Source organism: Algoriphagus resistens, from assembly GCF_001442615.1.
Classification (GTDB): Bacteria; Bacteroidota; Bacteroidia; order Cytophagales; family Cyclobacteriaceae; genus Algoriphagus; species Algoriphagus resistens.
The window spans coordinates 80027-106472 of sequence record NZ_LMXN01000001.1 but is presented as its reverse complement, the minus strand read 5'-3'; the positions used below and the strand labels follow the sequence as shown (position 1 = coordinate 106472).

The 26446-nt window shown below is 42.1% G+C and carries 16 protein-coding genes; 5 read left to right on the top strand and 11 right to left on the bottom strand.

The features are described from left to right. Positions 1-2 precede the first annotated feature (2 nt). Together AS141_RS00345 and AS141_RS00340 are read right to left on the bottom strand one after the other, a co-directional pair. On the bottom strand, positions 3-1835 hold the full coding sequence (locus AS141_RS00345; RefSeq protein ID WP_057935635.1) for an ABC transporter ATP-binding protein: 1833 nt from the start codon (positions 1833-1835) through the stop codon (positions 3-5). Between the two features lie 44 nt (positions 1836-1879). Further along, the gene (locus AS141_RS00340) at positions 1880-2869 is read right to left on the bottom strand and encodes a glycosyltransferase family 2 protein (protein WP_057935634.1); all 990 of its coding nucleotides are present in this window, start codon (positions 2867-2869) and stop codon (positions 1880-1882) included. Between the two features lie 684 nt (positions 2870-3553). Here AS141_RS00340 and AS141_RS00335 point away from each other — a divergent pair. Then, positions 3554-4402, top strand: a complete 849-nt coding sequence (locus AS141_RS00335) for an N-acetylmuramoyl-L-alanine amidase-like domain-containing protein (protein WP_057935633.1) — start codon at positions 3554-3556, stop codon at positions 4400-4402. Positions 4403-4554: 152 nt separating this feature from the next. Beyond that, on the top strand, positions 4555-5898 hold the full coding sequence (locus AS141_RS00330; RefSeq protein WP_232424782.1) for an ammonium transporter: 1344 nt from the start codon (positions 4555-4557) through the stop codon (positions 5896-5898). Positions 5899-5973: 75 nt separating this feature from the next. Here AS141_RS00330 and AS141_RS00325 read toward each other — a convergent pair whose 3' ends face one another. Then, positions 5974-6354: a hypothetical protein gene (locus tag AS141_RS00325; protein ID WP_057935632.1), complete on the bottom strand. Its 381-nt coding sequence runs from the start codon at positions 6352-6354 to the stop codon at positions 5974-5976. A 499-nt stretch (positions 6355-6853) separates the two neighbouring features. Here AS141_RS00325 and AS141_RS00320 point away from each other — a divergent pair, with 499 nt between their 5' ends. Next, positions 6854-8014 (top strand): sialidase family protein, encoded by a 1161-nt coding sequence (locus AS141_RS00320; RefSeq protein WP_057935631.1) that lies wholly within the window; start codon positions 6854-6856, stop codon positions 8012-8014. Positions 8015-8082: 68 nt separating this feature from the next. On the opposite strand, the gene AS141_RS00315 is transcribed toward AS141_RS00320, so the two are convergent. From AS141_RS00315 to AS141_RS00290, 6 genes are all read right to left on the bottom strand, one after another. Further along, on the bottom strand, positions 8083-11364 hold the full coding sequence (locus AS141_RS00315) for a glycosyl hydrolase (RefSeq protein ID WP_057935630.1): 3282 nt from the start codon (positions 11362-11364) through the stop codon (positions 8083-8085). A 281-nt stretch (positions 11365-11645) separates the two neighbouring features. Beyond that, positions 11646-13049: a sugar porter family MFS transporter gene (locus tag AS141_RS00310; RefSeq protein ID WP_057935629.1), complete on the bottom strand. Its 1404-nt coding sequence runs from the start codon at positions 13047-13049 to the stop codon at positions 11646-11648. 80 nt (positions 13050-13129) lie between these two features. Continuing rightward, positions 13130-13927: a phytanoyl-CoA dioxygenase family protein gene (locus AS141_RS00305; protein WP_057935628.1), complete on the bottom strand. Its 798-nt coding sequence runs from the start codon at positions 13925-13927 to the stop codon at positions 13130-13132. A gap of 284 nt (positions 13928-14211) precedes the next feature. Further along, positions 14212-15903: a sulfatase family protein gene (locus AS141_RS00300; RefSeq protein WP_057935627.1), complete on the bottom strand. Its 1692-nt coding sequence runs from the start codon at positions 15901-15903 to the stop codon at positions 14212-14214. Positions 15904-15949: 46 nt separating this feature from the next. Continuing rightward, positions 15950-16450: a peptide-methionine (S)-S-oxide reductase MsrA gene (gene msrA, locus AS141_RS00295; RefSeq protein WP_057936181.1), complete on the bottom strand. Its 501-nt coding sequence runs from the start codon at positions 16448-16450 to the stop codon at positions 15950-15952. 105 nt (positions 16451-16555) lie between these two features. After that, the gene (locus tag AS141_RS00290) at positions 16556-18187 is read right to left on the bottom strand and encodes a sulfatase family protein (RefSeq protein WP_057935626.1); all 1632 of its coding nucleotides are present in this window, start codon (positions 18185-18187) and stop codon (positions 16556-16558) included. 464 nt (positions 18188-18651) lie between these two features. On the opposite strand from AS141_RS00290, the gene AS141_RS00285 reads away from it, so the two are divergent. Both AS141_RS00285 and AS141_RS00280 read left to right on the top strand, forming a co-directional pair. Then, positions 18652-19317 carry a TetR/AcrR family transcriptional regulator gene (locus tag AS141_RS00285; protein ID WP_057935625.1) on the top strand — a complete coding sequence of 222 codons (666 nt, stop codon included), beginning with the start codon at positions 18652-18654 and terminating at the stop codon, positions 19315-19317. Continuing rightward, a complete protein-coding gene (locus AS141_RS00280; protein WP_057935624.1) occupies positions 19307-20791 on the top strand; it encodes a sulfatase-like hydrolase/transferase in 1485 nt (494 codons plus the stop codon). Before AS141_RS00285 ends, AS141_RS00280 begins: the two co-directional genes overlap by 11 nt. Before the next feature lie 75 nt (positions 20792-20866). Here the strand turns inward: AS141_RS00280 and AS141_RS00275 are convergent, their stop codons facing one another. Both AS141_RS00275 and AS141_RS00270 read right to left on the bottom strand, forming a co-directional pair. Beyond that, the gene (locus AS141_RS00275; protein ID WP_057935623.1) at positions 20867-22423 is read right to left on the bottom strand and encodes a RagB/SusD family nutrient uptake outer membrane protein; all 1557 of its coding nucleotides are present in this window, start codon (positions 22421-22423) and stop codon (positions 20867-20869) included. A 27-nt stretch (positions 22424-22450) separates the two neighbouring features. Further along, complete coding sequence (locus AS141_RS00270; protein WP_232424803.1) at positions 22451-25558, bottom strand: SusC/RagA family TonB-linked outer membrane protein; 3108 nt, start codon at positions 25556-25558, stop codon at positions 22451-22453. Positions 25559-26446 lie beyond the last annotated feature (888 nt).

Here is a 26446-nt window from a genome sequence, read left to right as displayed (position 1 = left end):
TCTTATTCGCTTACTTCAGAAAATTGCTGCATATGAACCAATCTATGGTAAAGACCCTCTCTGGCGAGCAGTTCCTGGTGATTACCCTGCTCGATGATTTTACCGCCTTCCAGCACGATGATTATATCCGCATTCTGGATAGTGCTCAGTCTATGGGCGATGACCAAAGAAGTTCTGTTTTTCATCAGATTATTGAGTGCTTCTTGAACCAGCTTCTCTGACTCTGTATCTAAGGCCGAGGTGGCCTCATCCAAGAGCATAATCGGTGGATTCTTCAAGACGGCACGGGCAATACAAATCCGTTGTTTTTGGCCGCCGGAAAGCTTGAGACCCCTATCACCCATATTGGACTGATAGCCATTCTCCGTCTCTAGAATAAATTCATGCGCATTGGCAATTTTGGCTGCCGCTTCCACCTCTTCCGCTCTTGCGGCAGGATTCCCAAAGGCTATGTTATTATAAATGGTATCATTGAATAGTATAGAGTCCTGATTCACCAGCCCCATCATCCCACGGAGTGAATCCATGGTCACCTTCCTGATATCGAAGCCATCGATGCTGATAGTTCCGTGCTGAGGCTCGATAAAACGGGGTAGCAAGTCCATCAAAGTAGATTTTCCTCCACCTGAGGGCCCTACCAGTGCAACAGTCTTCCCCTTCGGGATGATCAGGTTTATATTTTTTAGCACCGGTCTGCCCGGATAGGAAAAAGAAAGGTCCTTGATTTCAATATTTTCCTTGAAATCAACCAATTCTCTAGCATTTGGAACGTCTTTGATCTCAGGGTTTTCATCAATCAATTCCAAAACCCGTTCACCAGCTGCCAGTCCTGAATGTATTGAACTAAAGGAGTTGGTAAGCGCTTTGGCAGGGCGCATTACCTGGCTGAATAACGCGATATAAGCAATGAAGTCAGAAGGTGAAAGCTCCGATTGGTTGTTGATGATCAGAGAACCTCCATATAGCACAATTCCGGTCACCATAGTCACACCAAGAAATTCCGATACTGGGGAACTCAGTTGTTGCCTTTTGGCCATCCTCTTTCCTAGCTGGGAATATTTCACATTTTCATTATGAAACTTATCTTTGATCAGCTCAGTAGCATTGAATGCTTTGATGATCTTAATGCCAGAAAGCGCTTCGTCCAGGTAACTGATCATCACCCCATAAAGGTGCTGCGCCTGGGTAGCTTGGGCTTTAAGCCGTTTCACGATTTTTGCAATGAAAAATGCAGAAATAGGAATTACCAATAAGGAGAATACGGTCAATTTATAAGAAATGGCAAACAGCATAAATATATAGGCGATTAGCTGTAAGGGTTCTTTGAAAATCACCTGAAGCGTAGCTGTCACCGAAAATTGAACCACTTGTACATCGGATGAAATCTTGGAAATAATGTCCCCTTTACGCTGATTGCTAAAATAGCCCACATGAAGGTTCATGACATTATCAAACACCCGCTTTCTCAAATTAAGCAAGGTGTGAATCCGCATGTTTTCCATTACTCTTTCGGAAAGATACCGAAAGAGATTACCCAGTAGAACTGATAAGATTATGACCCCACATACCAGCTTCAAGGCTCCCAGTGGTCCATACTGCTCATTTGCCTGTAACGCGTAATAATTGAGATAGCCAAATACATCTGTCCAATTCTCAGGCTTAACAACGGCAGTTTCAGCACCTTCCTCAGTATTGAACAGCGTACTCAGTAAAGGCGCCAAAAGCGCCAGGTTGAGCGTATTGAAAATAACTCCCAACACCGTAAAAAGCAGATAGGGAATGGCAAATTTTTCTATGGGCCTGGCAAATGCCAATAACCTGAAATAAGTCTTCATCAATGTATTACAGCAATGTAACTAGTTGGTTTATATTTAATTAATTATCGGACAAAACTAATATCCCAAGTACGGACTGGATCAAAAAATGTTTTTTTCACATCATGGAGGCTAGAAGTGGAATTTCTTTTAACCATTTGTTCTCTTAATTTTTCCTTGGAAAGCTGGATTTGCTCCTTGTTTTTGTAGAACTCCCTGATAGCGTCCAGAATCCAAAATTTCCCTATCAACACACGTAAAAATACTTCTATAAAAATAAGTTGAACATACCAAAGTCCTAGCGACATCCCATCAAGATGAATTGCATGAAGGGTAAATTTATTTTTGTACACGGCCACTTGGAGTGCTTTTCTGGACTTCACCTTACGTGTGGTAGTAGACACTTCATGATAGCAGATTGCTTCATGTTCATAGTAGCATTTCCACCCCAGCCTCCACGCTCTGAAGCTTAGATCTACATCCTCGCAATAAAAAGGAGAAAACACTTCATCGAAACCTCCTAGCTCCAGCAACTTTTCTCTGCAAATCAGTGCATTTGCTCCTGAAAGATAGGCTGTCGGGGTCTTTTTAACTGGATCATTGCAATAGAAAAAATGGGTTGTTTTGAATTTCATTCCGCTAAAAGCAAGAAATCGCGCAGCATCCTCAATTTCCATATCCTTATTCATAATTCTTGACATCACTCCAAACGCGTCCTGATCCTCAAAATAACGCCAAAGCTTGGAGAAATATTTCTCGGTAAGAGAAACATCTGAATTCAACAGTAAGACCAAATCCATCTTAGCGAACTGAATTCCTTGGTTGCAGGTGTAAGAAAATCCGCGGTTGGAATCATTCACAAGCAGCTTCACCTCTGGATAGTTAGCTCTCAGGAAGCCCACCGAACCATCAGAGGAGTAATCATCCACAACAATTATCTCAAAAGGGACTTCAGCATATCGGATTGCCTTTAGCGTATCAGGGAGGTATTTTTCAAGAAGGGAAACTCCATTGTAGTTGGGAATTATGATGGAAACACTCTTCTTGATGGACATAAGGAGCAATGTGGAATCAGGATTGATATAGGTAGTTCGCTGATGCGTTTTTTTGGAAAATGAGAATAGACAAAGCTAGAGAAACCTCTCAAGCAACCTACTTGCAAAAGGCCGAGAGAGGAGATTTCAACTGCAAAGATAACCGTTGGTTTTGTTTTCTATTTCTTCTAGAACGGAAGTAAAGCGAAAACGCTACAGACAAAGCTAAATACTTAAGCGAGCAATCAGCGCTTATTCACTCTCATCCGGGAAGACTATTCCTTCGGACAGACAACTATCCCAAAGGTCTCAAGCTTCCCGCCTAGCTCTACGCAAATACTGTGTGAATAGAACTATCAATGAATGGTCAATTTAATGATATCCTGGCATACGCTAAGGTTTACCTGTAAAGACAATTCCGGAACGTCCAGTGTACAAGCATTGGACGAAGCATATTTGATAATCCATAACCCAACTCAAAGAGCATCTGTATGAAAAGGGGTGGCTAGCTACAGAAATATAAGGGAGAGCACCTGCTCGAGCACTCCTTTGGACTCTTGAAGGAGATTGGCATGCCTATTTGGCATTCAGTCAAGAAAATCGCCGAACCAGAAAAAGAAAACCTTCAGATTCTGTTTATTTGGGAGTTATTTAGTTTCTACGCTTTCTATATTTCTATTTAGCAGATCATTTATACTACTCTTCATGTACAAGATTATAGGATTAGGTCTTTTCCTGCTTATCCCATTCCTCTCCAAAGCCCAAACTGTCTGCTCCTTGGAAAGCCGACAAAAGCTGGAAGAAATGCTTGCTCAATTTTCTGAGACAGATTTTAGCAAAAATTCTACAAATGAGTTAGTAATTTTAATCGGAAAGAAATTCCTAAACACTCCATACGTAGAAAAAACACTGGAACTACCGGGAGCGGAAAAACTGGTAATCAATTTAAACGGACTGGATTGCACCACTTACCTGGAAACTGTGGTTACATTGGTCAGGCTGGCAAAGAAAGGTGAATTTACTTTTGAAGCCTTTGAAAAGGAACTAGCACACCTGCGCTATAGAAACGGAATGAATCAAGGCTATTCTTCCCGCCTTCATTATTTTTCGGATTGGATCTATCAAAATCAACAAAAGGGGATTCTAACTGATATCACCCAGCAAATCGGAGGATCACCTTATCCAAATGTTCCTTCTTTCATGTCGGAAAACCCAAAATTCTATGCTCAACTGGCTGATCCTTTCAATCTTGAAAAAATTAAAGCCACAGAATCCGTCATCCAAGAAAGGAACTATTTCTACATCCCCAAGTCTGAGATAAGCAAATTGGAAAACAACATTCAATCCGGCGACCTCATCGCCATCACTACCTCTATGGACAATCTCGATATTGTACATACGGGATTTGCAATTGAAAAAAACGGAAAAATACATTTGCTTCATGCCAGCTCTAAAAATATGGAAGTTGAAATCTCAGAGAAACCGCTCAGTGAGTATCTGGCAGGAAACAAATCCCAATCAGGAATAATGGTGGCGAGACTGACGGGTAGTTGATCTTTAAAAAACTGTTTTTTAAAGCGTTAGCGTGCTGAGTAGAAGATTCATTTTTCCATAACATTAAAGACGTTTTATTATAATTATTGACTTTTTATTCTGGATTTATTGATTTATGCAGAACAAAAGATTAATTCTTTTACTTTTGGACCATGGAAAAAAGTGGAATGAAATTCAAATGGAAAGTAGCTTTTCTTATAACGATTGCAGCTCCTGTTGTAGGCCTTTTTTGGAAACATGCTCAACCTATTCTTGAAAATTTTGGCACGGAAGAAGATCTGGTATTTGCAGATATTGCCTGGCTGCTCACGGCGTCTTGCCTTGTTTTGCTCATGACTCCGGGGCTTTCTCTATTTTATGGAGGGATGGTCAACAAGAAAAACCTGATCTCCACTATGCTACAGAGTTTTATTTCCCTTGGTGTAATCACCATGCTTTGGGTAGTAGTGGGCTTTAGCTTGTCTTTCGGAGATCCGATCGGTATAACCATAGACGGAGTGAAATACGGAATTATTGGAAATCCTTTCCAATACCTATTCTTTAATCAGGTGGCCGAACTGCCTCACAAAGCACTGGGAACTACTATCCCATTTATTCTCTTCGCATTATTCCAGATGAAATTCGCTGTGATCACTCCGGCAATCATCACTGGATCCTTTGCCGAGCGGGTGAGATTTATCGGATATCTTTTCTTTATCGGGATTTTCTCCTTATTTGTCTATGCCCCTCTTTGCCACATGGTCTGGCATCCAAACGGGCTGATAGGAGCTTATTTTGGAGTTCTTGATTTCGCGGGAGGCACAGTAGTACATATCAGTGCAGGTATGGCTTCTTTGGCGGGTGCTTTATTTTTGGGTAAAAGAAAGAAACCCCATCATGAGCCTTCCAATATTACTTATGTGCTCCTAGGAACAGGCATGCTCTGGTTTGGATGGTTTGGATTTAATGCAGGCTCTTCATTTGGAGCAAATGCCACCGCAGCTTTAGCCTTTGCCACCACGACAATAAGTTCCGCTACAGCAATGATGACATGGGTTTTATTTGACAGAATCCAAGGAAGGAAAATCTCCGCATTGCAAGCGTGTATAGGCGCGGTAGTCGGACTGGTAGTCATCACTCCGGCTGCGGGTTATATTACGGTTCCAGAGAGCTTTTTCTTTGGAGGAATAGGCGCAATCGTGTCTAACCTTGCTATGAATGCCAAATTTTTGAAGAAAATCGACGATACATTGGACGTATTTGCCTGTCATGGAATCGGCGGAATCATGGGAATGATTCTCACCGCTATTTTCGCAGGAAAGGAAGGTACCAGCCTTCTTCATGGAGGAATTTCCGTCTTCGGATCTCATATGATTGTATTAGTAGGTGTCTGTATTTTCTCCTTTGGGATGGCTTATGCAATTTTCTTTATTCTAAATAAATTTGTTACGCTGCGGGTACGTGAGGAATATGAAGAAATAGGACTGGATATTTCCCAGCACGGAGAGTCTATATAGCAATACCTGCTATGAAAAATATAAGCCTCTGAGAAATCAGGGGCTTTTTAGGCTAAAAGGTGATTATTAGCCAAATCAATAACTGAAAAATTCTACCAGTATTGTATCATTTTCCACTTTATACTCAACACGTTTGTCCAGCGAGCCTCCATTTGTATAATAACCTGAGATGCTATTTTCAATTTCCCCATCCGCGCGAGTAAAAGTCAAAGAATATGCCCCATCAGCCTTATTTCTCTGCATGGATAAAAATCCAGTCACACGTTCACCCGCTTGAACTTTTCCAATAGGTACACTATCTAAAAGCTCAGTCGTAGTGAATTTCAAGTCAGTTAGTGATTCGCTAGAGTTGTTAATTATGGTTACATCAATTCCATTGTCTTCTAAAGAATCACAGGAATTTAATGACAGAGGTAAAAATAGAATTAGGAGTATTTTTATTTTGATAGTTAACATTCTGGGCACTATTTAAGGTAGAGATTTTTTAGATCAGCTTAATCTAACTCAGTTTTTTAAGTCAAAATGGATATGTTTAATGTGTTTATACTTGCTTTTCAGAGGCTATATAGCCTAAACTGAACCTGTCTGGCCAACGGGAAGGCTCGTTTCGCCTCCTACCATCAGGCAGGAATCTAGCAAGGCAAATCCCAAACCGTATTCGCTCTTCCTATTGCCTGTTGGCCTATGACAGGTCCGGTCTCATAGCTACCTATCAAAGTTGGACAGTGATAAAGTAATCATTTGAAAACTCTCTAGAACAAATTCAGATATATTTCTTCGGGAAGCTGAAAAAATCCTGATTGTTGTTTCAGGCCGACAGAAAATCTAAGTCAGAAAGGGAATATAGCCTTGAATTTTTCTTTTGGCTATAAAGCATATAGATGACGCGCACCTGCATAAGCCTTGTTTCCAGACTTAGAATTTCTCATTATTGGAAAAAATAAAACCTTTCTGTATGCGCTTGTGCTTAATCATTTGCCTTCTTTTTAACTGTAGCATTCTCCCTGCCCAAGTAACTCCAGTTTTCGAAGGAGGAAAAGAAGGGCATGCTACCTACAGGATACCGGCTATTATTAGCTTACCCGACGGCGAACTTCTGGCTTTTGCCGAAGGCAGAGTGAATGGATCAAATGACTACGGAGACATTAACCTAGTGCTCAAAAGGAGCAATGACCAAGGCAAAGTCTGGTCATCTCTTCAGACCATCGTGGACTATGATGATCTTCAGGCAGGAAATCCTGCACCGGTATTGGATCTATTTGATCCGGCTTTTCCGGAAGGGGTTCTTTACTTATTTTACAATACGGGCAACAACCATGAATATGATATACGGATGAATAAAGGCGTACGGGAAGTGTGGATGATCAGGTCCAATGACCTTGGCATTTCTTGGGAGAAACCTGTAAATATCACCAGTCAAGTACATAAGCCCAATAATCCTGACTTTAATCCTTCATATACAAACCCCTCAGACTGGAGACACTATGCCAATACGCCCGGGCATGCGTTTCAATTTCAAGAAGGTGAATACCAGGGAAGAATTTATGTTGCCGCAAACCATTCTCAAGGCCCTCCACAGGATGAATCCAAGGATTATCAGGCACATGGTTTTTACACTGACGACCATGCAAAGACGTTCAAAATCTCCGAATCGATCAAATTCCCCGGATCTAATGAATCTATCGCGGCGGAGCTTCCAGAAGGGAGGATGATCATGAGTATCCGAAACCAACGCGGGGATATACCTAGCAGAATTATCGCTTATTCTGAAGATGGAGGTGCCACATGGACTGAACAATATTTTGAAGAAAACTTACCTGATCCGGTTTGCCAAGGCTCCATGCTCTCTTTTAAAGACGAAAATGGAAATACAATTTTGGCCCATTCCAACAATGCCGACACAGAATCCAGAAATAACCTAACGGTAAAAATCAGTAGGGATAAAGGGAAATCCTGGCCAAAAGCTATCCCGATAGACCAAAAAGAAAATATTCAGGGTCAATCCTGGACAGCCTATAGCGATTTGGTTTTAATCAGTCCCCAAAAAATAGGTATTCTCTATGAACGGGATGATTACAAAGAAATAGTCTTCAAAGTTGTTGATTGGATGAAATGAAAATTCCCGTAAAAATCACAAGGCTCCAGCTTACATTCCTACTGAGGCCTATAAACTCTGATTTTCTGTTAAAATTTATGTACAATTTTCACTGGCCCAATCAATCCTGATTTTACCATAGGCGAATCAGCTTGGTAAAAAGGCATGGTGGTAAAGGCCGATTTATCAGCTCCCGGTTGGACATCGCCTATCAATCGGTTTACCCAGGAATTCACCACCACAACTTCCAGGTGATTTTCACCAGAATTCAACCCTTCGGTGATGTCTAACCGGAAGGGCTTTTTCCAAACCACGCCCAGATTTTTGCCATTCAGCCAAACTTCAGCCATTACTTTTACTTCGCCCAGATCAATTTCATAATTGCTGCTTTTGTCTCGATCGGCAAGATTAAACGTAGTCTTATAAGTAGCTGACCCTGAGAAATACTTTACCTGCTCATCTGTGCTTTCATGCCAAGAGTACAAAGAAGGTAATGTAATAGTCTTCCCGGCAATATCAACCTTCCAATTACGGTTTAGCTCTGTAACAAGAGCTTCAGACTTAGCTTTCACGAGGTAAGAATTTTGTAGAGCTTTTTCCTCAAAAACAATAAAATAAGCATCCCAAGACTCAAAGCTTAGCGGGATAACCGTACGGTCCCCTTCGATTTGATAAGAAATGTCTTTCACCTCACCAAAGATCGGATCCCAAAGTTTCGGTACCTTGCCCGACACTCTAAAACTCACCCTCGCTGTGGTCGGATCCTGGCTTCTATTATTCAACCAATAAATTTCTCTGTCGCTGGATTTTCTATGCCTGAAAAGGATTCTGTGATCAGTTTCTGTGATCAAAACGTCAGGCTGAATTGGTATTTCTGCATCAGTCCCCACATTCGCTTTATTCCATAGTTCAGTTGCGAGCTTTTGAAATTCCAGCTCATCATCAGCCAGGCTTGGTGATTTCACAGGCTTTTCCCCTATAATTCTCACTCCCGCATCTGCCAGATTTTTGATCTTTTGAAGAACCGACAAGGTCATCAGAGAGGTACTTTCATCCAACATCAACACTTCATAAGTGCTGCCAGGGGAATTCAATTTGCCATTAGATGCTTCAATATCCTCAATCAAAATAGAAGAATTCACATAATCGAACTCATATCCTTGAGGAATCGTGGGAAGTTTTTCGCGCGAAACCCACGTAACATTCGTGTTTTGCCCATAGAGATAAAGGATATCTGCCACATTTTCACCCTCCTGCAATAAAAAGGAGCTCCTGGCCAAATAATCTATCCATGCTCTTGCCATTTCCGCCCAGGTTTCCTGACGGGAAAAATACTGTCCGAATGGCCCCAGGGAAAACCCCGGTTTCTTATCATCCAAAGGTTGGTGCACCGAAGTGTGTATTACGAACCTGTTGACTCCGGATGCCATTTCCAGATCTGCTGTACGCTTGAGTACTTCCGGATATTCCTGAAAAGGCTTTCCAACCGAAGTCATTGACTCTGCCGCGACAAAAGGTTTTCGGTATATATTAGCCACCGAAGCAGATTCCCGTATATCAGCCTCACTGCGAACTTCCTCTTCCGTTCCTCCGGCAAGGCTTCCAGGTGTCCACATGGCGGACATAGGAATATCAGCATTGCGTTTCACATCCATTCCATCGGCCAGATAAATCCGCTTATTCTCATGTGACTCAGTATAACGCTTCATCCCACGCTTTTTCAGCTCCTCACCTATTACATTGTAATGATTATCGACGATCATTTCCCCGATAGTCTTTCGGTAATCCCAGAGGAACTTCTCACTTTGCTCCAAACTTCCCACAACCCGGCCAGTCAAAACCGGTAAATAAGAAGTCATTGAATAGCCTCTTCGCTTTTCAAATTCATCCTGAAAACCTGGGGTCCAGTTCATATGCCCCGCCTCATAACTATCCAATATCATAAAGCCCAGGCCTCCCGGACCTAGTTTACCACCGGTTGCATCCTGATATAAGTCCAGGTAATGATTGATATACCTGCCTACAGCCCCAGGATCCAGTTTATCCACTTCCAGCCCAGTTGCTTCCGGTGAAGCGGGGTGGTTTTGTCTTCCGGTGAGTGAATATCCCAAGCGTAAAATTCTCCATTTTCCCGCTGGAGCATCCCAAATTAAACTTCCATCAGTCTTCATTAGAGAGGTGAGATCCATCACATCTGTGACCGCAATCGCCTCAACGGAATCATGTAAGAGATTAGCTTTTGCCAATTCTCCATTCTCTGTCCATGGAGAAAATCCCGCCTTATCCTCAAACTGATCTACCCTTGGTGTATTATAAAGCACAAATTCAGCAATCTCCACTCCTTCTGGTTTCAGTTCCTGAGGCGTACCGGACATGGCGGCGAAGATATTGGGTTCTGGTTCCAATGTCTCAAAACACATTCTCCAGTATTTTGCAGTCACCGGTGAAAAAGCTACCGTATTGAAAGGAACAGTACTTCCTGAAACTTTGGCAATAGTTCTGAAGTTTATGCCATCATCGCTGACTTTCAGACTGCGGTTTTCCGGCCCCCCATTAAACTCTGCCAAAGCACTAAAACTTGCACCCGCTACTGCCATTGCCTGAAAAGTCTGGGGCTCATCAAAAGAATACTGAATCCACATATCTTCTCCTACTGCCATTGGAGGCAGTGCCATATGTTCTCCTACATCACCATCTATTAATCTTTTTTCGTCAAAATCTCCCCCTGATTTTGTAATCCTAAAGCTGAGTTCATCTATAGATTTCTCCGTATCTGAGACTTTATATGCCACCACAAGTGCATCCTGATAGAAACTAGGCATTTCCCCGATAAACCCGCCCGAAATCCCTCCTTCTTCTACGGAAACATTTTGAAACTTTCCTGTAACATCTGACGGCTTGGTAAGTTCCCCGTTAAACACCTTCCCTCCCTCCACAGTAGTCTCAGACCATACATATTTCTTCATCCCATCTTTTGGCTCCACCCAAGGACCTCCTGTAACGGACCATCCGGGAGAACCGGCAATCGCCATTTCCAGCTTCTTTTCTGCTGCCAGATCAGTTGCAAGTTTAAATGCCTGTTTCCATTCAGGTGTCATAAACACCAGCTTTTTATCAACTACCACAGGAGTAAAAAGATTGGCATCGAAATTTTGAAAACCTCCGATTCCAATACGCTGCATCCAGTCAAGATCCTTACGAATACCATCCTGGGTAATATTTCCGTTCATCCAGTGCCACCAGACGCGCGGCCTAGCTTCATTGGCCGGATTTAGAAAGCGCTGGCTTAACTCTTCTTTGGATAGGTTTTGCTGGGCAAAGGATTGGGAAAACAAAAGTGAGGCAAACAAAAAGGCTAGTAACTTTTTCATTTTGGTTTATTGTATGATAAGTACCTTAAGTCTAATGTTTCAAAATGAAACAACCATCCTGCCCAGTACGGTGAAAGCCATAAATTAAATCTTGGGGCAGGGAAGGCAAAAAATTGCTTGTTGGAATATTTAATCTACCGTACCGGGGAATGTGGGAAAGTTCCAAAATTTTCTATCTGGAATTTTCGGAAAATGGGTGGACAAAGGATGGGGATTGCCCAAGATTTGGTTGACCGGGGGCCTATCAATGAAATTGATCGTAGCCTCTGACCCTAGATCGTTCACCCCATCAGCTCCTTTTCTATTTTTTCCAAAGATTTTCCCTTCGTCTCAGGTAACACAAAATAAATCACCAGAAAACCAAAGACGCAGATACCTCCATACAGCCAAAAATTATTTGCCCAGCCCAGGTTCTCCCGGATAGCGGGGAAGAAATAGGTCAGGGTAAAGTTCCCAACCCAGTGTGCCAATGCTCCGATGGAAATAGCGGCTCCCCTGATCCGCGTCGGGAAAATCTCCGAAAGTACAACCCACAGGAGCGGCGCCAAAGTGAAGGAATAAAACATCACATTAGTCAATACAGCAAATACTACAGCATTGCCCCCAAGATCAATAAAGAAAAAGTAACCAATCAATCCATACAATATAGCCATCGCAGAAGTACCGATCAGTAGCAGTTTTTTCCGGCCAAATCTATCAACGGTGAAAATGGTAATGAATACAGAAAGCACCATCACACCCCCGATCACCACAATATTCAGCATCATTTGTTTTAGGTTGTAACCTGCTGCCTGAAAGATGTCAGCCGCGTAATAGATCACCACATTGATCCCACTCCACTGCTGTAGAAATGCCAGAAAAACACCAATCCCAAGCAGCTTCACCACCTTTTTCTGAAACAATTCCCTGAAATTCACCTGGCCGAAATCACCTTCTTTTAGTGTAGTTTTCACTTCAGTGATCGAATCGTCTGCATAGTTTTCACCACCGATTCGTTCCAGGATCTTTCGTGCACGGGTTTCCTCTTTATTCTTGATCAGCCAGGGCACTGATTCAGGAACAAAAAACATCAACACAAAAAACAAAAGTGCCGGAACTGCTTCTGCAGCAAACATCCATCTCCAACCAATCTGGCCACTCCAACTTGCTGCGATCATCTCAAAGCTTGCATGATCCGCCAATTGTGTATCTGCCAGTGATATTTGCCAATTCACCAGCTGGGCCAACAGTACGCCAATCATGATCAAAAGCTGATTGATAGTCACCATTTTTCCTCTCTTTTCGGGAGGAGAAAGTTCGGCGATATACAGCGGAGATAAATTGAGTGCAACTCCCATGGCAACTCCACCGATGATTCTATAAAAATTGAATTCCCAGAAAGTCCCTGCCAGGGCTGTTCCAATAGCAGAAAGAGAAAAGAGCAATCCTGAGACAATGAGCAGTCTTTTTCTTCCTAATTTATCACTGATAAGGATGCACATTCCTGCTCCGATCATGCAGCCGACCAAAGCCGAACTTGTTCCCCAGCCCTGGTCAGCAGCCGAAGTAACATTGAAAAAAGGTTCGTAGAATGGTTTGGCACCACCGATTACCACCCAATCGTACCCAAACAAAAATCCTCCTAAAGCAGCTGTGAGGGTAATAAGCCAAATGTAAGTTTGGTTGTAGGAATAGGCAGGCTTCATAGGTTCAGGATAAGTTTTGGGAAATTGCGCAATATCAAAACGATAAAATAGTGCATTTTCTCATTTCAGCAATCCCGTTCTTACCCGGCAATTGGATTCAAATGTGTATTGATTACTTCCCCGATCTTCGCTCCGGGACACCAGGTGTTCCAATCATGGATTTGATTTTGGTTCGCAGGATTCTTGAGTTTGGCGGTAGCATCCATATAAATCACCGTCATGACTTTTCTCATCTGATCTGTCTGATTGGCCCCTGCGCGATGGAATATCCAGCCCGAGTGAAAACTCACTTCCCCCAAGTCAAATGCTTCAATCACATGTTCAAAGCTATTAATCCGTAGATTTTCTTTGATTTTTAACTCTGAATCATCCCCTATTTCTAAGTCTCTGCCGAAAACAATCTGCTGGCTTTTGGCAGAAAACTCCAATGGCCCCATTTCCAATGGAGTAGCTTGAAGCGGAATCCATGCGGTAATTGTCTTATCTGAGTCGATTGGCCAATAATATTGATCTGCATGCCAGGGTGTAATTCCTCCACCGGCCTCCTTGAACAAGGCCTGATCATGATAAATCCTCACCTGCTCGCAACCCATCAAATCAGATGCGATTTGAGCTAACCTCCTGCTCATCACCAGTTTTCTGATCTCCTTATTTTCCGTCCATAGATTAAAAATCTGCAGGAACGCTTTGCTATAGGTATCTCTTTCCTCCAATGGTTTTTCCTGCGTATTCTTTCGACTTACTTCTGCCGAAATCACCTCATTGAAATACGCTACTTCTTCAGGACCCAGCACCTGCCTGAGTTTGATGTAATTATTCTCTTGGTAAAATGCTTTTGCTTCAGAAGAGACTGGATAGGGTTGATTCAGATTATTCATGGGTTTGGGATATTTACAGTCAAATTAAGGAGCTCAAATTCTAAAAAAAATTAAATGATCTTTACCGCATAGGAGAAGTCAAGAACGCAGAGCCTTTGTAACAGATAAATCAATATTTGCTTACGTAGAAATTAATACGTATAGCCCTGAATAACACCTTGAATTGCTAGAACTTAAAATCATCCTTTGCGTTTTCCTTCATGATCTCTGTGCCTTGCGGTAAAAAAACAAGAAGCCTCAACAAACTAGTCCGCAAAGGCTTCTATAACTGGGCAAAACCCATATCATTTCTTCTCTCTATCTTCGAAAATCTTGTCTATCAACTCGGTGTTTTTCCCTCCGAAAAAACCTTTACGATCTGCCAGATCATCTAAATACATGTCGATGTATTTCTGGCTGATTTCTGAGCTGTCACCATATTTCTTTCTCAAGCCTTCTAGCTGCTTATGTAAATCCGCTTTAATTTCAGCATAGGCAGGATCTTCGTAGACATTTTTCAACTCCATAGGATCATTTTTTCGATCAATCAATTCCCACTCATCTACATCAAAATAATAATGCGTCAACTTATAATCCTGGGTTACAATTGCATAATGGCGCTTCACCATATGCACAGAAGGGTATTCGTAATAGTGATAATACACAGCATCACGTGTCCACTTAGCTGTATCGCCCGTCAGCAAAGGCAATAAACTCTCGCCTTGCATATCAGAAGGGGATTCAAGTCCCGCTGCGGCAAGAAAAGTTTGGGCAAAATCAAGATTTTGAACCATCTCATCAGATTTTGACCCTGCTTTTACTTTCCCTGGCCACGCCATCAAAAGCGGTGTCTTGAACGACTCATTGTAAACAAAGCGTTTATCAAACCAGCCATGCTCACCAAGGTAGAATCCCTGATCGGAAGTATAAACGATTAGTGTGTTTTCCATCATGTCGTTTTCCTCCAAATAGTCCAAGACCCGACCCACATTCTCATCCACAGCCTTGATCGTGCCAAGGTAATCCTGCATGTAACGCTGATACCTCCACTTCATTTTATCCTCCTCAGTCATCGTAGGATACGCCTTCTTGAACTCCTCATTCACTTTCATATACGCTTGGTCCCAAACGGCGCGCTGCGATTCATTTAGTCTCCCCACTTCACGCTCAAAAGCACCCTTATCCCAACTTGATGTCTCTTCAATCCCCAACTCATCCATGACTTCGGGGTAAACTTTGGAGTCTCCCGCCCAGTGCATATCCGTCAGCAGATTCATTTCTGCTTCCCTGGCCGCCCTTCCTCTTCCCGAATAATCATCAAAAAGTGTCGCTGGTTCCGGGAAATTCCTAGTAGTAAATTCCTCCACATGCCGCTCAGCAGGCAGCCACTCACGGTGAGGGGCTTTATGCAAATACATCAAGAAAAATGGCTGATCAGCTTTTCGCTCATTCTGTAGCCAGTCCAAGGTCATGTCTGTGATGATATCCGTCACATAACCTTCCACTTTTATATTTCCTTCATCCTTGGTGATGAAGTCAGGATTGTAGTATGCTCCCTGCCCCGGAAGAATTTTATACTGGTCAAAGCCTTTTGGACTGTTGCCAAAATGTAATTTCCCAAACATGGCAGTTTGATAACCCGCGTCATGAAGGATCTGCGGAAAAGTCACATTGGTCGTATCAAATGGAAAATGATTATCCACTTTGCCATTTATGTGACTATGCTTTCCGGTTAAAATCGTTGCCCGAGACGGTGCACAGATCGAATTAGTTACGGATGCATTAGTAAAGAGCATTCCCATAGCAGCTATACGATCAATATTCGGTGTTTCGATCAGCTTATCATCATAAGCAGAAATTGCCTGATAGGCATGATCATCCGACATTATAAAGATAATATTGGGTCTCTCTGAAGTTTTTTCAGCCTCCTCCGTTTTACATGCAAAAGCAAGAAGAGCCAAGCTTCCCAGGCAAACTGATTTTAGAATATGCTTCATTTTAGAATGGGTTATTTTAGATAAAAAGGCACGTTGTTGCTGCTAATTATTTTTTGATAAAACTATCTTCAAATCTGAGGTAGTGACAGGTATAGCCATTGGGATTTTTTACCAGATAATCCTGGTGGTAATCCTCTGCTGGCCAAAAGGGAGAAAATGGCTCCAGTGTAGTTACCACCTTATCCGGCCATTTTCCAGAATTATCGACGATGTCAATCATTTCCTGGGCAATTGCTTTTTCTTCTTGATTTTGGTAAAAAATTGCCGAACGATAACTTGATCCCCTGTCATTTCCCTGCTGGTCTACCGTAGTAGGGTTGTGCATTCTGAAGAAGAAATCTAAAATCTCTTTAAAGGATTTTTCGCTAGGATCATAGGTCAACTCAATTCCTTCCGCATGACCGGGGTGGTTTCTGTAAGTAGGGTTCTCGTTTTGCCCTCCTTGATAGCCAACTTCTGTATTTACAATTCCCGGACGGGTTCTAAAGAGATCTTCCATCCCCCAGAAACAGCCCCCTGCGATGTATGCTTTTTTATAATTACTCATAATACTTTGGTTTTCAATACTAACGAAACTTGACAGATTGTGATCAGGATCCCAACTATCATCCACATCTGAAGCTATAAGTTAAGCTCAAAATGATAAAACGCCTCATTTACTATTCCTACGGTTGTAAACTTCCATATACTCATCCAGGAAACGCTTGTCATTGGCCTCACTGTCGCCATATTTCGTCCTTACTTCTTCATATTTCTCGTGCATCATGTCTTTCACATCAATATATTCAGGATCACCATAGACATTGTTCATTTCTTTAGGGTCTTTTTCCAGATCGTAAAGCTCCCACTCATCTATATCGTAGTAAAAGTGAATCAGTTTATACCGATCTGTGGCCACACCGTTGTGACGCTTTACGCTGTGCTCTGCGGGATATTCGTAATAGGTATAGTACACAGCGTCTCTCCATTCCTTACTTTCGCCACTCACCAGCTTTCTAAAGGATTCCCCTTGCATTTCCTTTGGAACTTCGATTCCTGCATAATCAAGAAATGTAGGCGCAAAATCCAGATTCTGTACCAAGTTTTTAACAGTAGTTCCTGGCTTGATTTCTTTTGGATATTTCACCAGCAGTGGAGTTCGAAAAGACTCTTCGTACATGAAACGCTTGTCAAACCATCCATGCTCGCCCAAATAAAATCCCTGATCTGAAGTATATACTATTATGGTGTTTTCATCCAATCCATTTTCCTTTAGATAATCCAAAACCTCCCCCACTCCATCGTCGACCGACTTTATTGTCCGCAGATAATTCTTGATATATCGGTTGTATTTCCAAATGGCGATCTCACGCTTCTTATCCAAACTCATGATTTTTTCATCAAGTTGCCCATAAGCTTTAAGAAAAGCTTCGTTTTTCGGATCAAAAGCTTCCCTCCATGCCCTAAGTTGCTCCGGGTTAAACCTTTTCAAATCTCCAGCCAACCCAGTGCTGTCTCCATAAGGATTTACCTCAAACATCAAGTCACGGCCCCAGCGCATAATCTCATCAATCTCCATTTCCTGCTCCCGGGCTGCAGTACCCCTACCCTGATAAGCTGTTTCATCGTCAAAGAAATTTGCAGGTGGGGTAAATTCCCGATCATCATATAATGTCAGGTATTTAGGAGCGGGCTTCCAGTTTCTATGTGGAGCCTTTTGATGGTAAAGCAAAACGAATGGTTTATTCTTATCACGACCGTTCTCCAACCAGTCCAAAGCCAAATCGGTGGTGATGTCGGTGACATAACCTTCAATTCTCTTCTTCTCCCCATTGATCAAAAAATCGGGATTGTAATAGTTGCCTTGGCCTGGTAATACCATCGAATAATCAAATCCCTGTGGCTGTCCGTCCAGATGGATCTTGCCAATCAATGCGGTAGTGTATCCATTGGCCTGCATGAGCTTAGGAAAATTATCCTGATCCCAATCAAATGCCTGGATGTTGTCCACTTTTCCATTTATGAAACTATGTTTTCCAGTCAGCAAAACCGCTCTGCTTGGTGCGCATATCGAGTTCGTTACGGTTGCCCTTGTGAAAATCGCGCCTTCTTTGGCGATTTTGTCAATATTCGGTGTTTCGTTCAGCCCTTCACCATAGGCGCTTATCGCTTGATAGGCATGATCATCCGACATTATAAATAGGATATTGGGTTGTTTGATTTCGGCTTTTTCCGCTGTTTTGCTACAGGAAAGCAAAAGGGCCACAATGCAAACACCAATAAGATATGGGGTCTTTTTTTTCATTTTGAGGTAATCAATGAAAGGAGTAGAAAGCGGGATTGTCCAAAGCTAAAATTAATAGTCTACTGTGCCAAAAGAACCAAGTTGCGTATGACATTTTCTTTTCTGTTTATGTACCGTTCTTAATTTTAAATTTCAAAGGGCAACTTTTAAGACAGATTGATCTATCGAATTGAATTTCCCTCTTCATAAGATAGTGCGTTTGACCTAAATATAATACTTTGGTAGAACTATGGGAATCACTGGAACTTCTTTGGAACTCTATAACTACTAATCGGAAAAGATATTCAGGAGTGGACCTGTCTTCAACTATAAGGCAGACTGCTCCCCTATCGCAGTGTATTGATTAAACGAGTGCTTAAAAAACGATCTATTCTTTTTAAAAAAAGGGGAATGAAAGTCGTCTTTTTCATCCTTTCAGCTATAACTTGACAAATCGTCATTTTAAAAAAACCAAGCCTTCAGAAATGGATAAAACCACAAAAATCAGGACAAAGGATAAAATCCTATTAACTGCCATCAAACTATACAATGAAGTAGGGGTACAAGGGGTAACAAGTAGACATATAGCTGGCGAAATGGGAATCAGCCATGGCAATCTTGACTATCATTACAAAACCAAGGAGGACATTATTCTGGCAATTTATGATAAAATGAGAGCTGAAATGTCTGATTATTTTATAATCAGAAAGGAAAATCATTCGTCTATTGAACATGTACATCTATTATTGATACAACTCGAAGAGTTTCAGTACCGCTATCGTTTCATCAACCTAGATGTATTGGAAATCACCAGAGCATATCCGAAAATCTCCATGCTTTTACAAAAAACATCAGAATATCGAAAGCAACAGATGGATGAACTATTTCAGGAGTTTCTTGCTGATGGATACATGTCGAAAATAGAAACAGGAATTTACGAGGAAATCCAGCATATTATCCGAATAATTATAACTTTTTGGTTGTCTCAAAGGGAAGTTCTGGCCACTGAAAAGTTCACTGAAAGAGGCGCAATGGTCAAAGGCATTTGGGCGATAATCAACCCCTACCTGACTAAAAAAGGAAAGGAAGAAAAAGAAAAAACCCTAACAAACTACGGCTACATTATACAGGAAAGAAGCAATGAAGTGTAAAATTGAATTCATTGGATTAGGACTCATACTTCTATTTTCAGCCACATTTCAAGAAAGCTTTGCGCAGCAGCAGAAGGATAAACCTAACGTGCTGTTCCTATTTGCGGATGACCAGCGCGCTGATGCCCTTGGGGCTTCGGGAAATCCCTACATCCAAACCCCAAATCTGGACCAGCTCGCCAAGGAAGGAAGCCGTTTTGAAAATGCTTATGTGATGGGCGGAAATCATGGAGCAGTATGTGCCGCCAGTCGGGCCATGCTACTTAGTGGAAGAAGCCTGTTTCATGTCTATGATAAACTCAAAGAGGTACGCACCATGCCGATGGACTTTGCGCAAGCCGGGTATTCTACTTTTGGAACAGGCAAATGGCATAACGAGAAAGAGGCTTTCGAAGCAAGTTTTCAGCAGGCAAAAAATGTCTATTTAGGTGGCATGGCTGATCACTATAGTGTAGCTATGAGGGATTATGATGAAAATGGAAAGCTAGGTGAGCCAACTTATAAAGGTTATTCTACTGAGGTTTTTGCTCAAGGAGTAATTGATTTCATCAACTCCCACGCAAAATCAGGCTCGGACAAACCTTTCTTTGCATATGTAGCTTTCACTGCTCCTCACGACCCCTATTCACCGGAAGCGAGATATATCAATCATTACCCAGATGGCACTTTGCCATTACCTGGAAATTATAAGCCATATCACCCATTTCAGTTTGATGACTTGATGGTTCGTGATGAGTTACTTACCGATTGGCCCAGAAAACCCGAAGTGATTCAGATGATACTTTCTGACTATTATGCCTTAGTGACGCACTTGGATAGCCAAATAGGTAAAATTATCCAAACCCTCAAAAACCAGGGGCTTTATGAAAACACCATCATCGTCTATGCAGCGGATAATGGATTGGCTGCTGGCAGTCACGGATTGCTCGGCAAGCAAAGTCTCTATGAGCACAGCACGAATGTACCGATGATCATCAAAGGCCCCGGGGTTCCAAAACAAAAAACCTTCGATGCCTTGGTCTATCTTTATGACCTATATCCTACTTTATCCGAACTAGCAGGACTTCCTACACCTTCGCAGGTAGACGGAAAAAGTCTTGCACCTATTCTTACCGGAAAAACCGCAAAAGCCCGAAATAGTCTATTTACTGCCTATCGTAACACCGTCCGAGCCGTGCGGACATCGGAATGGAAGCTGATCAGGTATCCGGAAAGAGCGTACACCCAGCTTTTTAATCTGGAAAATGACCCGCTGGAATTGAACAACCTAGCCGAAAATCCGGAACACTTCTCCACAAAAGATCAGTTAATGAACCTATTGAACGATTGGCAAAAAATTTCCGGTGACACAACGGTACTGACCGCCACAGTTATCAAGCAACTTGACTATGACCCATATACGCTTACCAGAAAGCCCGATCGCTGGCAGCCCGAATATATACTGAAGAGGTATTTCGAAGGGGTAGAAAAATGAAACAACCTTACCCTCCCTTGAAATGAAAAAGGGACCATCAATGATGGACCCTTTTTGTGTTATTCAATTTACTGATCAATACCCAGGATTCTGTGGGGTAAGATTTGGATTATTCTGCATCTCCGGAAGTGGATATGGCATCAGATAATGCTTTGCCTGAAGCGTTTGATTAGAGCTTGGATTAGTATGCCCTTCAAAATTATCAAATCCATTCGTGGCTTCATTATACACTTTGCGCAGACGAAGCATATCGAACCAGGTAATCTGTTCGTAACACAGCTCATGCCACCTCTCTCTCAAGACAGCGTCCCGAAATGTATCTGTAGTGAATCCACCCAAAGATGGTGTAGTCAGACCGGCCCTGTCCCGAATTCTTTTCAGACTCTCCACCGCAAGAGCATTTGGGCCACTTACTTCATTCTGTGCTTCCGCATAGATCAATAAAACTTCCGCAAATCGGATCAACGGTACGTTCAGGTTGTTGGACCTGGTTCCTGGTTGATCCTTAGACCCAAGAGCAATCTGATTAAAATGCTTGAAGATATAAGGAGCTCCCAGATCAAACTCTGCTCCACTGCCATTTTCATAATAAGTCGTATAGAAATATCCTTCCTGATTGACTGCCCTGAGATCGCCCGGTTCATAAGAATTGTAGAATTCCTCTGTAGGCACTGTACTACCCGTTCCAGATGGGCCAGCAAAAGTTACCGGCTTGAAGTTCGGAAACATGTCGTTCATCGGATTTCCGGCAACCACCACATTGTATTGAAGCATAAAAATATGCTCTAATCTATTGTCATTGTTTTCGTTATGAATTGCTTTGTAAGTAGGGAATAAATTGATCGATAATGGATTGCTCAACCCATGCTCAATAACTTCTTTGGCCTTATCCGCAGCCAGCTGATAGTGAGATGCTCCCATACTCAAAGGAAAACCCGCCATAGTCAAATACACCTTAGAAAGCAATGATTTGGCGGCAGCCAAAGACGCTCTTCCGCTTTCATCCATCCAAGGCAGACCCGCTGCCTCTGCTGCTTTTAAATCTTCCACAATCAGTGCATATAGTGCTTCCTGAGTAGCAGGAGATGGTTTAAAATCCTCAGAACTGGCAGTTTGAGGAGCGGTAATCAATGGCGCATTACCCCATAGCCTGACTACATAGAAATAGGCCCATGCCCTAAGAAATCTTGCTTCACCTAAAATTTTGGTCTTCTGGGCCTCATCCATAGGGGTAATCCCCGGAACCTTATCCAACACCAGGTTTGCCTGGGCAATAACCCGGTACAACCCATTCCACCAGTTGATCATGTGCTGGGTTCTTGAATCGTAGATCAGCCCATACAAATTGTTTAAATCTGAATTTTGGGCTGTTTCCGTTGTAGAAGTCCCTGTGGGAGCTTCAAGCAATTGCCAGTTGGCCGAAAAGATCCCAGCTCCTCCTCCGATAAACCGCGTATCAGCATAGACCGCAGCAAGGGCTGCCTCTGCATGATCAGGAATTGTGTAGAAACTTTCAGGTGTCAAATTAGATGGATCCTCTTCTTCCAAGAAGCTCGAACAACCTGCAAATCCTGCCATCAATGCTCCAATTAAGAGCAATTTGCCTGCTTTGTTATATATGTAATTTTTCATTTGTTTATCACTTTAAGTAGAAAAGAATTAAAGAGTTACCTGTAGGCCAAACATGAAGATGGTTGGTTTAGGGTAACTGTGCCAGTTCATTCCCTGAGAAAATACGTTACTTGATACATTTCCATTCGTTGGAGTAACTTCCGGATCACCGACAATATCCTTACCTGTCAAGAGAAAGAAATTTTGGGCAGAGGCATAAGCCCTCAACCTGCTCAATTTTATGGCACTGGTCACATTTGATGGAAAATTATAACCCAGAAGCAGGTTTCTTCCTCGCAAAAACGACCCATCTTTTACCCAGCGGGAATCTACGTTAGTAACATATCCGGCACGTGTATCACGGATTTCGGCAATTTGGCTATCCTGATTTTCAGGAGTCCAGGCGTCTAGGACTGATATATAGCTATTCGCAAGTGCCTGACGGTCTTCACTTGGATGCAGTGTCATATCCAATACATCATTCCCAACACTGTATTGAAGCTCGACTGTAAGATCAAAATTGTATAGTCTGAAACTGTTGGAAATAGCTCCCCAGAAATCAGGACTACCATTGCCTATAATCATTCTATCCGAATCATTGATTGCTTTATCCCCGTTTACATCCAGATACTTGATGTCGCCGGGAAGAATTGTAAGTCCATTTCTATAACTCACAAACTCCGCGGCTTCAGCTCTTTCGGCTTCACTCCAAGTACCAAGTCTCACTAAGCCCCAAAAAGATCCCACTGGCTCACCCACTCGGATGATATTGGTCTGGTTAGTGAAATTAGGACCACCAACTCCGAAAATATCTGCCGGTGTCGCTAGTGAAAGCACCTTGTTCCTGTTCAGCGATAAATTAAAAGAAGTATTCCAGCTAAAATTCTCCTGATCAATATTTACAGAATTGAGCGTGAACTCAACCCCTTTATTTTCCATCGAACCTACATTGCTTCGGATCGTTGCATAGCCACTTGTTCTTGGAACAGGCGCATCCAGTAGCATATCTGTAGTTTTTCTGTAATAGAGATCAACCTCTATATTCAAGCGGTTATTGAACATTCCCAGCTCAACTCCAAAATCTGTCTGAGCAGTTTTTTCCCATTTCAAATCAGGGTTTGCCAGTCTATTAAGCCCGGTTCCACCTACTTGGGTTTCATTGTAAATCGCAGAATAATTAGAGCTCAGCAGAGAAAGAGAAGAATAAGGAGGGATTTCTGAGTTACCGGTGAGTCCGTAACTAGTTCTTACTTTCAAGTTGGAAATGGTTTGGTTTCCTGCAAGGAACCCCTCTTCAGACACTCTCCAAGCCAAAGCTGCAGATGGGAAAAAGGCGTATTTATTATTTTCTCCGAATTTAGAAGAACCATCCGCACGGCCTGTGAAAGTAAATAAATACTTATCATCCAAAATGTAATTTAATCTGGCAAAGTATGAATTCAACGCTTCTCGCGCCGCACCTGACCCAACTCTTGGCAGTTGACTTCCTGCCCCCAGGTTATTATACTCGAAGTAATCTGTTGCAAAGTTCTCGATACTTGCATTCATAGCCGTGTAATTATTCTCCTGCCAAGAAATCCCGAGAAGCCCCGTGACAGCATGTCTTTCCGCAAAGACTTTATTATACGTCAGGTAGTTTTCCAAGGACCAAAAGGTATCTTTTCTCATGCTTTTGGATGCAGTCCCATTTTGTCCGATTGCCAAAGTTCTTGTCTGCGATTGATTGTTTTCCTGTGTAAGAATATTGACGCCCAAGGCTGTTCTCATTTCCAAAGCATCCGAGAATTTAATGTTGGTGTACATACTACCAAGAGTAGTTTGCGTATTAAGAATATACCTTCTTCCTTGTAGTCTATGCATAGAGCTCATCGTACCTTCTGCAAACGGATAATCACGGTTATTAGCAAATGTTCCGTCTTCATACCTTACCGGTAGGAATGGAAAATCCTCCACCATCTGACGTGCTACAGCATCATTCACATCTACCAGATTTTCTGACTGGTTATTATAATTAAGACTACCGCCTACCGTCAACCAGGTTTTTACCTTGTCTTCTATGGTGAACCTTGTTGAATAACGCTTTAAATAAGAAGTCTGAACTAAGCCTTCATCATCTCTATAACCCAACGAAAGTGAATAGGAAGTACGCTCATTTCCCCCGGTAAATCCCAGTTGATGATTTTGTGAGAGCTTATTTTGGGTTGTTTCTTTTAACCAATCCGTATCGTAAAGCGGGTTGCCTTCACTATCAAAAATGCGGGGATCGGTTCTTCTCAGCGCCGGGTTGAGGTAGGCCCACTTGCCATCATTCCAGCCTTCCGGGTCATATTTCTCCATATTTGCCCACGCAAGATCTTCCACTGCGAGATATTGCTCCGCATTCAATACTTCAGGCCTGTTTGGGCCGATGATAGGAACGCTCAAATCCACATTGTATGTTACACTTCCTTCACCTGCCCTGCCTTTTTTGGTGGTAACCAAGATCACACCGTTCGCCCCTCTGGAACCATAAATTGCAGTGGATGATGCATCTTTCAACACTTCCACGGAGACAATATCATTCGGATTGATATAGTCTATCGCATTGGTTGTCTGATCCAATGTACCCATAGGCATCTGTACCCCATCTATTACATAAAGTGGATTATTAGAAGAGTTGATGGAGCTAAACCCTCTGATTCTAACAGTAGTTCTTCCTCCTGGACGGCCAGAGTTGTTGTTTACCTGCACACCGGAAACCCTACCTGCCAGCGCTTGATTCAAAGAAGAAGCCGGACGTTCACGGAGCGCTTCTGCATCCACAGAACCTACTGAACCAGTCAAATCGCTTCTCTTTGTGGTTCCGTATCCGATTACCACCACTTCATCCAAGGCGGTCGCATCAGGACTAAGGGTGACATTCACTACTGTTTGAGTGCCTACAGTAACGCGTTGGGGCTCATATCCTATATAAGAGAAGATAAGCTCTGCATCATCCGGCACTGTAATTGTATATTTTCCGTCTATATCGGTAATAGTACCTGAGGTAGTGCCTGCCACAGAAACAGTAGCACCGGGAAGAGGTAAGCCCGTTTCATCCAGTACTTTTCCTGTAACAGTAATATCTGCCACCTTAAGGGGCGATTCGAATACTTCGTTTGGGGCGATACTTGCCATTTTATTGGCATCCCCTTTAACGATACCTGAATTATCTTTTTGCACTTTTTCTTGCCCGAGCATAGCTTGATGACCTGCTATAACCAACGGGCTAAATAATAGCTGAATAACGAATCCATAAAGGATCCTCTTAGACATCCTTAAGAGCCGTCTATGTAGATTTGGTTTCATTTTTTTGAGAGGTTTATTGTATTGACTTTAATTAAATAATTAAACTGTATGTATATACAGTCAGCGGGTATTGTGCAGCGAGGGATTCCCTGAAATATCAACTGCTCCTTTTAAAGGTTAGCCTGAATGCGTCATTGGCAGTTTGTTTAAATTATCAACTCGTTAAAAATTCGAACTACTTATCAAATCAGCTCACCGTTGAAACTGGTTTGCTTCTTATACTTCAATAAAAACAGGTGACCAGAAATGAAAAACCTGTAAATCAATTATTTAAACCCAGTTCCAACATAAACTAAAGCCAGTTTATTTTGTATTAAACAGTGGATTTTAAAATGCTATAAAACTCAATTCTTAATTTCAATAACTTTATATTTCTCAAAAAAAGCGTCTAATTCATACTAAATAGACGAATCCCCAAATCTTCCAAGCTAATAGAATGCACATGCTAAAAAATGAAATGGCGCTGTCGGCCTATCCGGTTAAGCTTAAAAATACCTTGGAGTGTTTTTGACTTTCTTTATACCAAATTATAAAAATATTTTAGCTTTTAAAGGTTACAAAATAAAAAAATACAAAATTTAATCGCGGCATAATACAAAAATTCACCTTTCCTCTTTCATTCCGCATTTGGGCTTTACTTTCTGCACAGAACTAAACTCCTTCTAAAAGGAAGGGTTAGCATGGAGACTTAGTTCAAAAAGCCGGTAAAGTGATTGT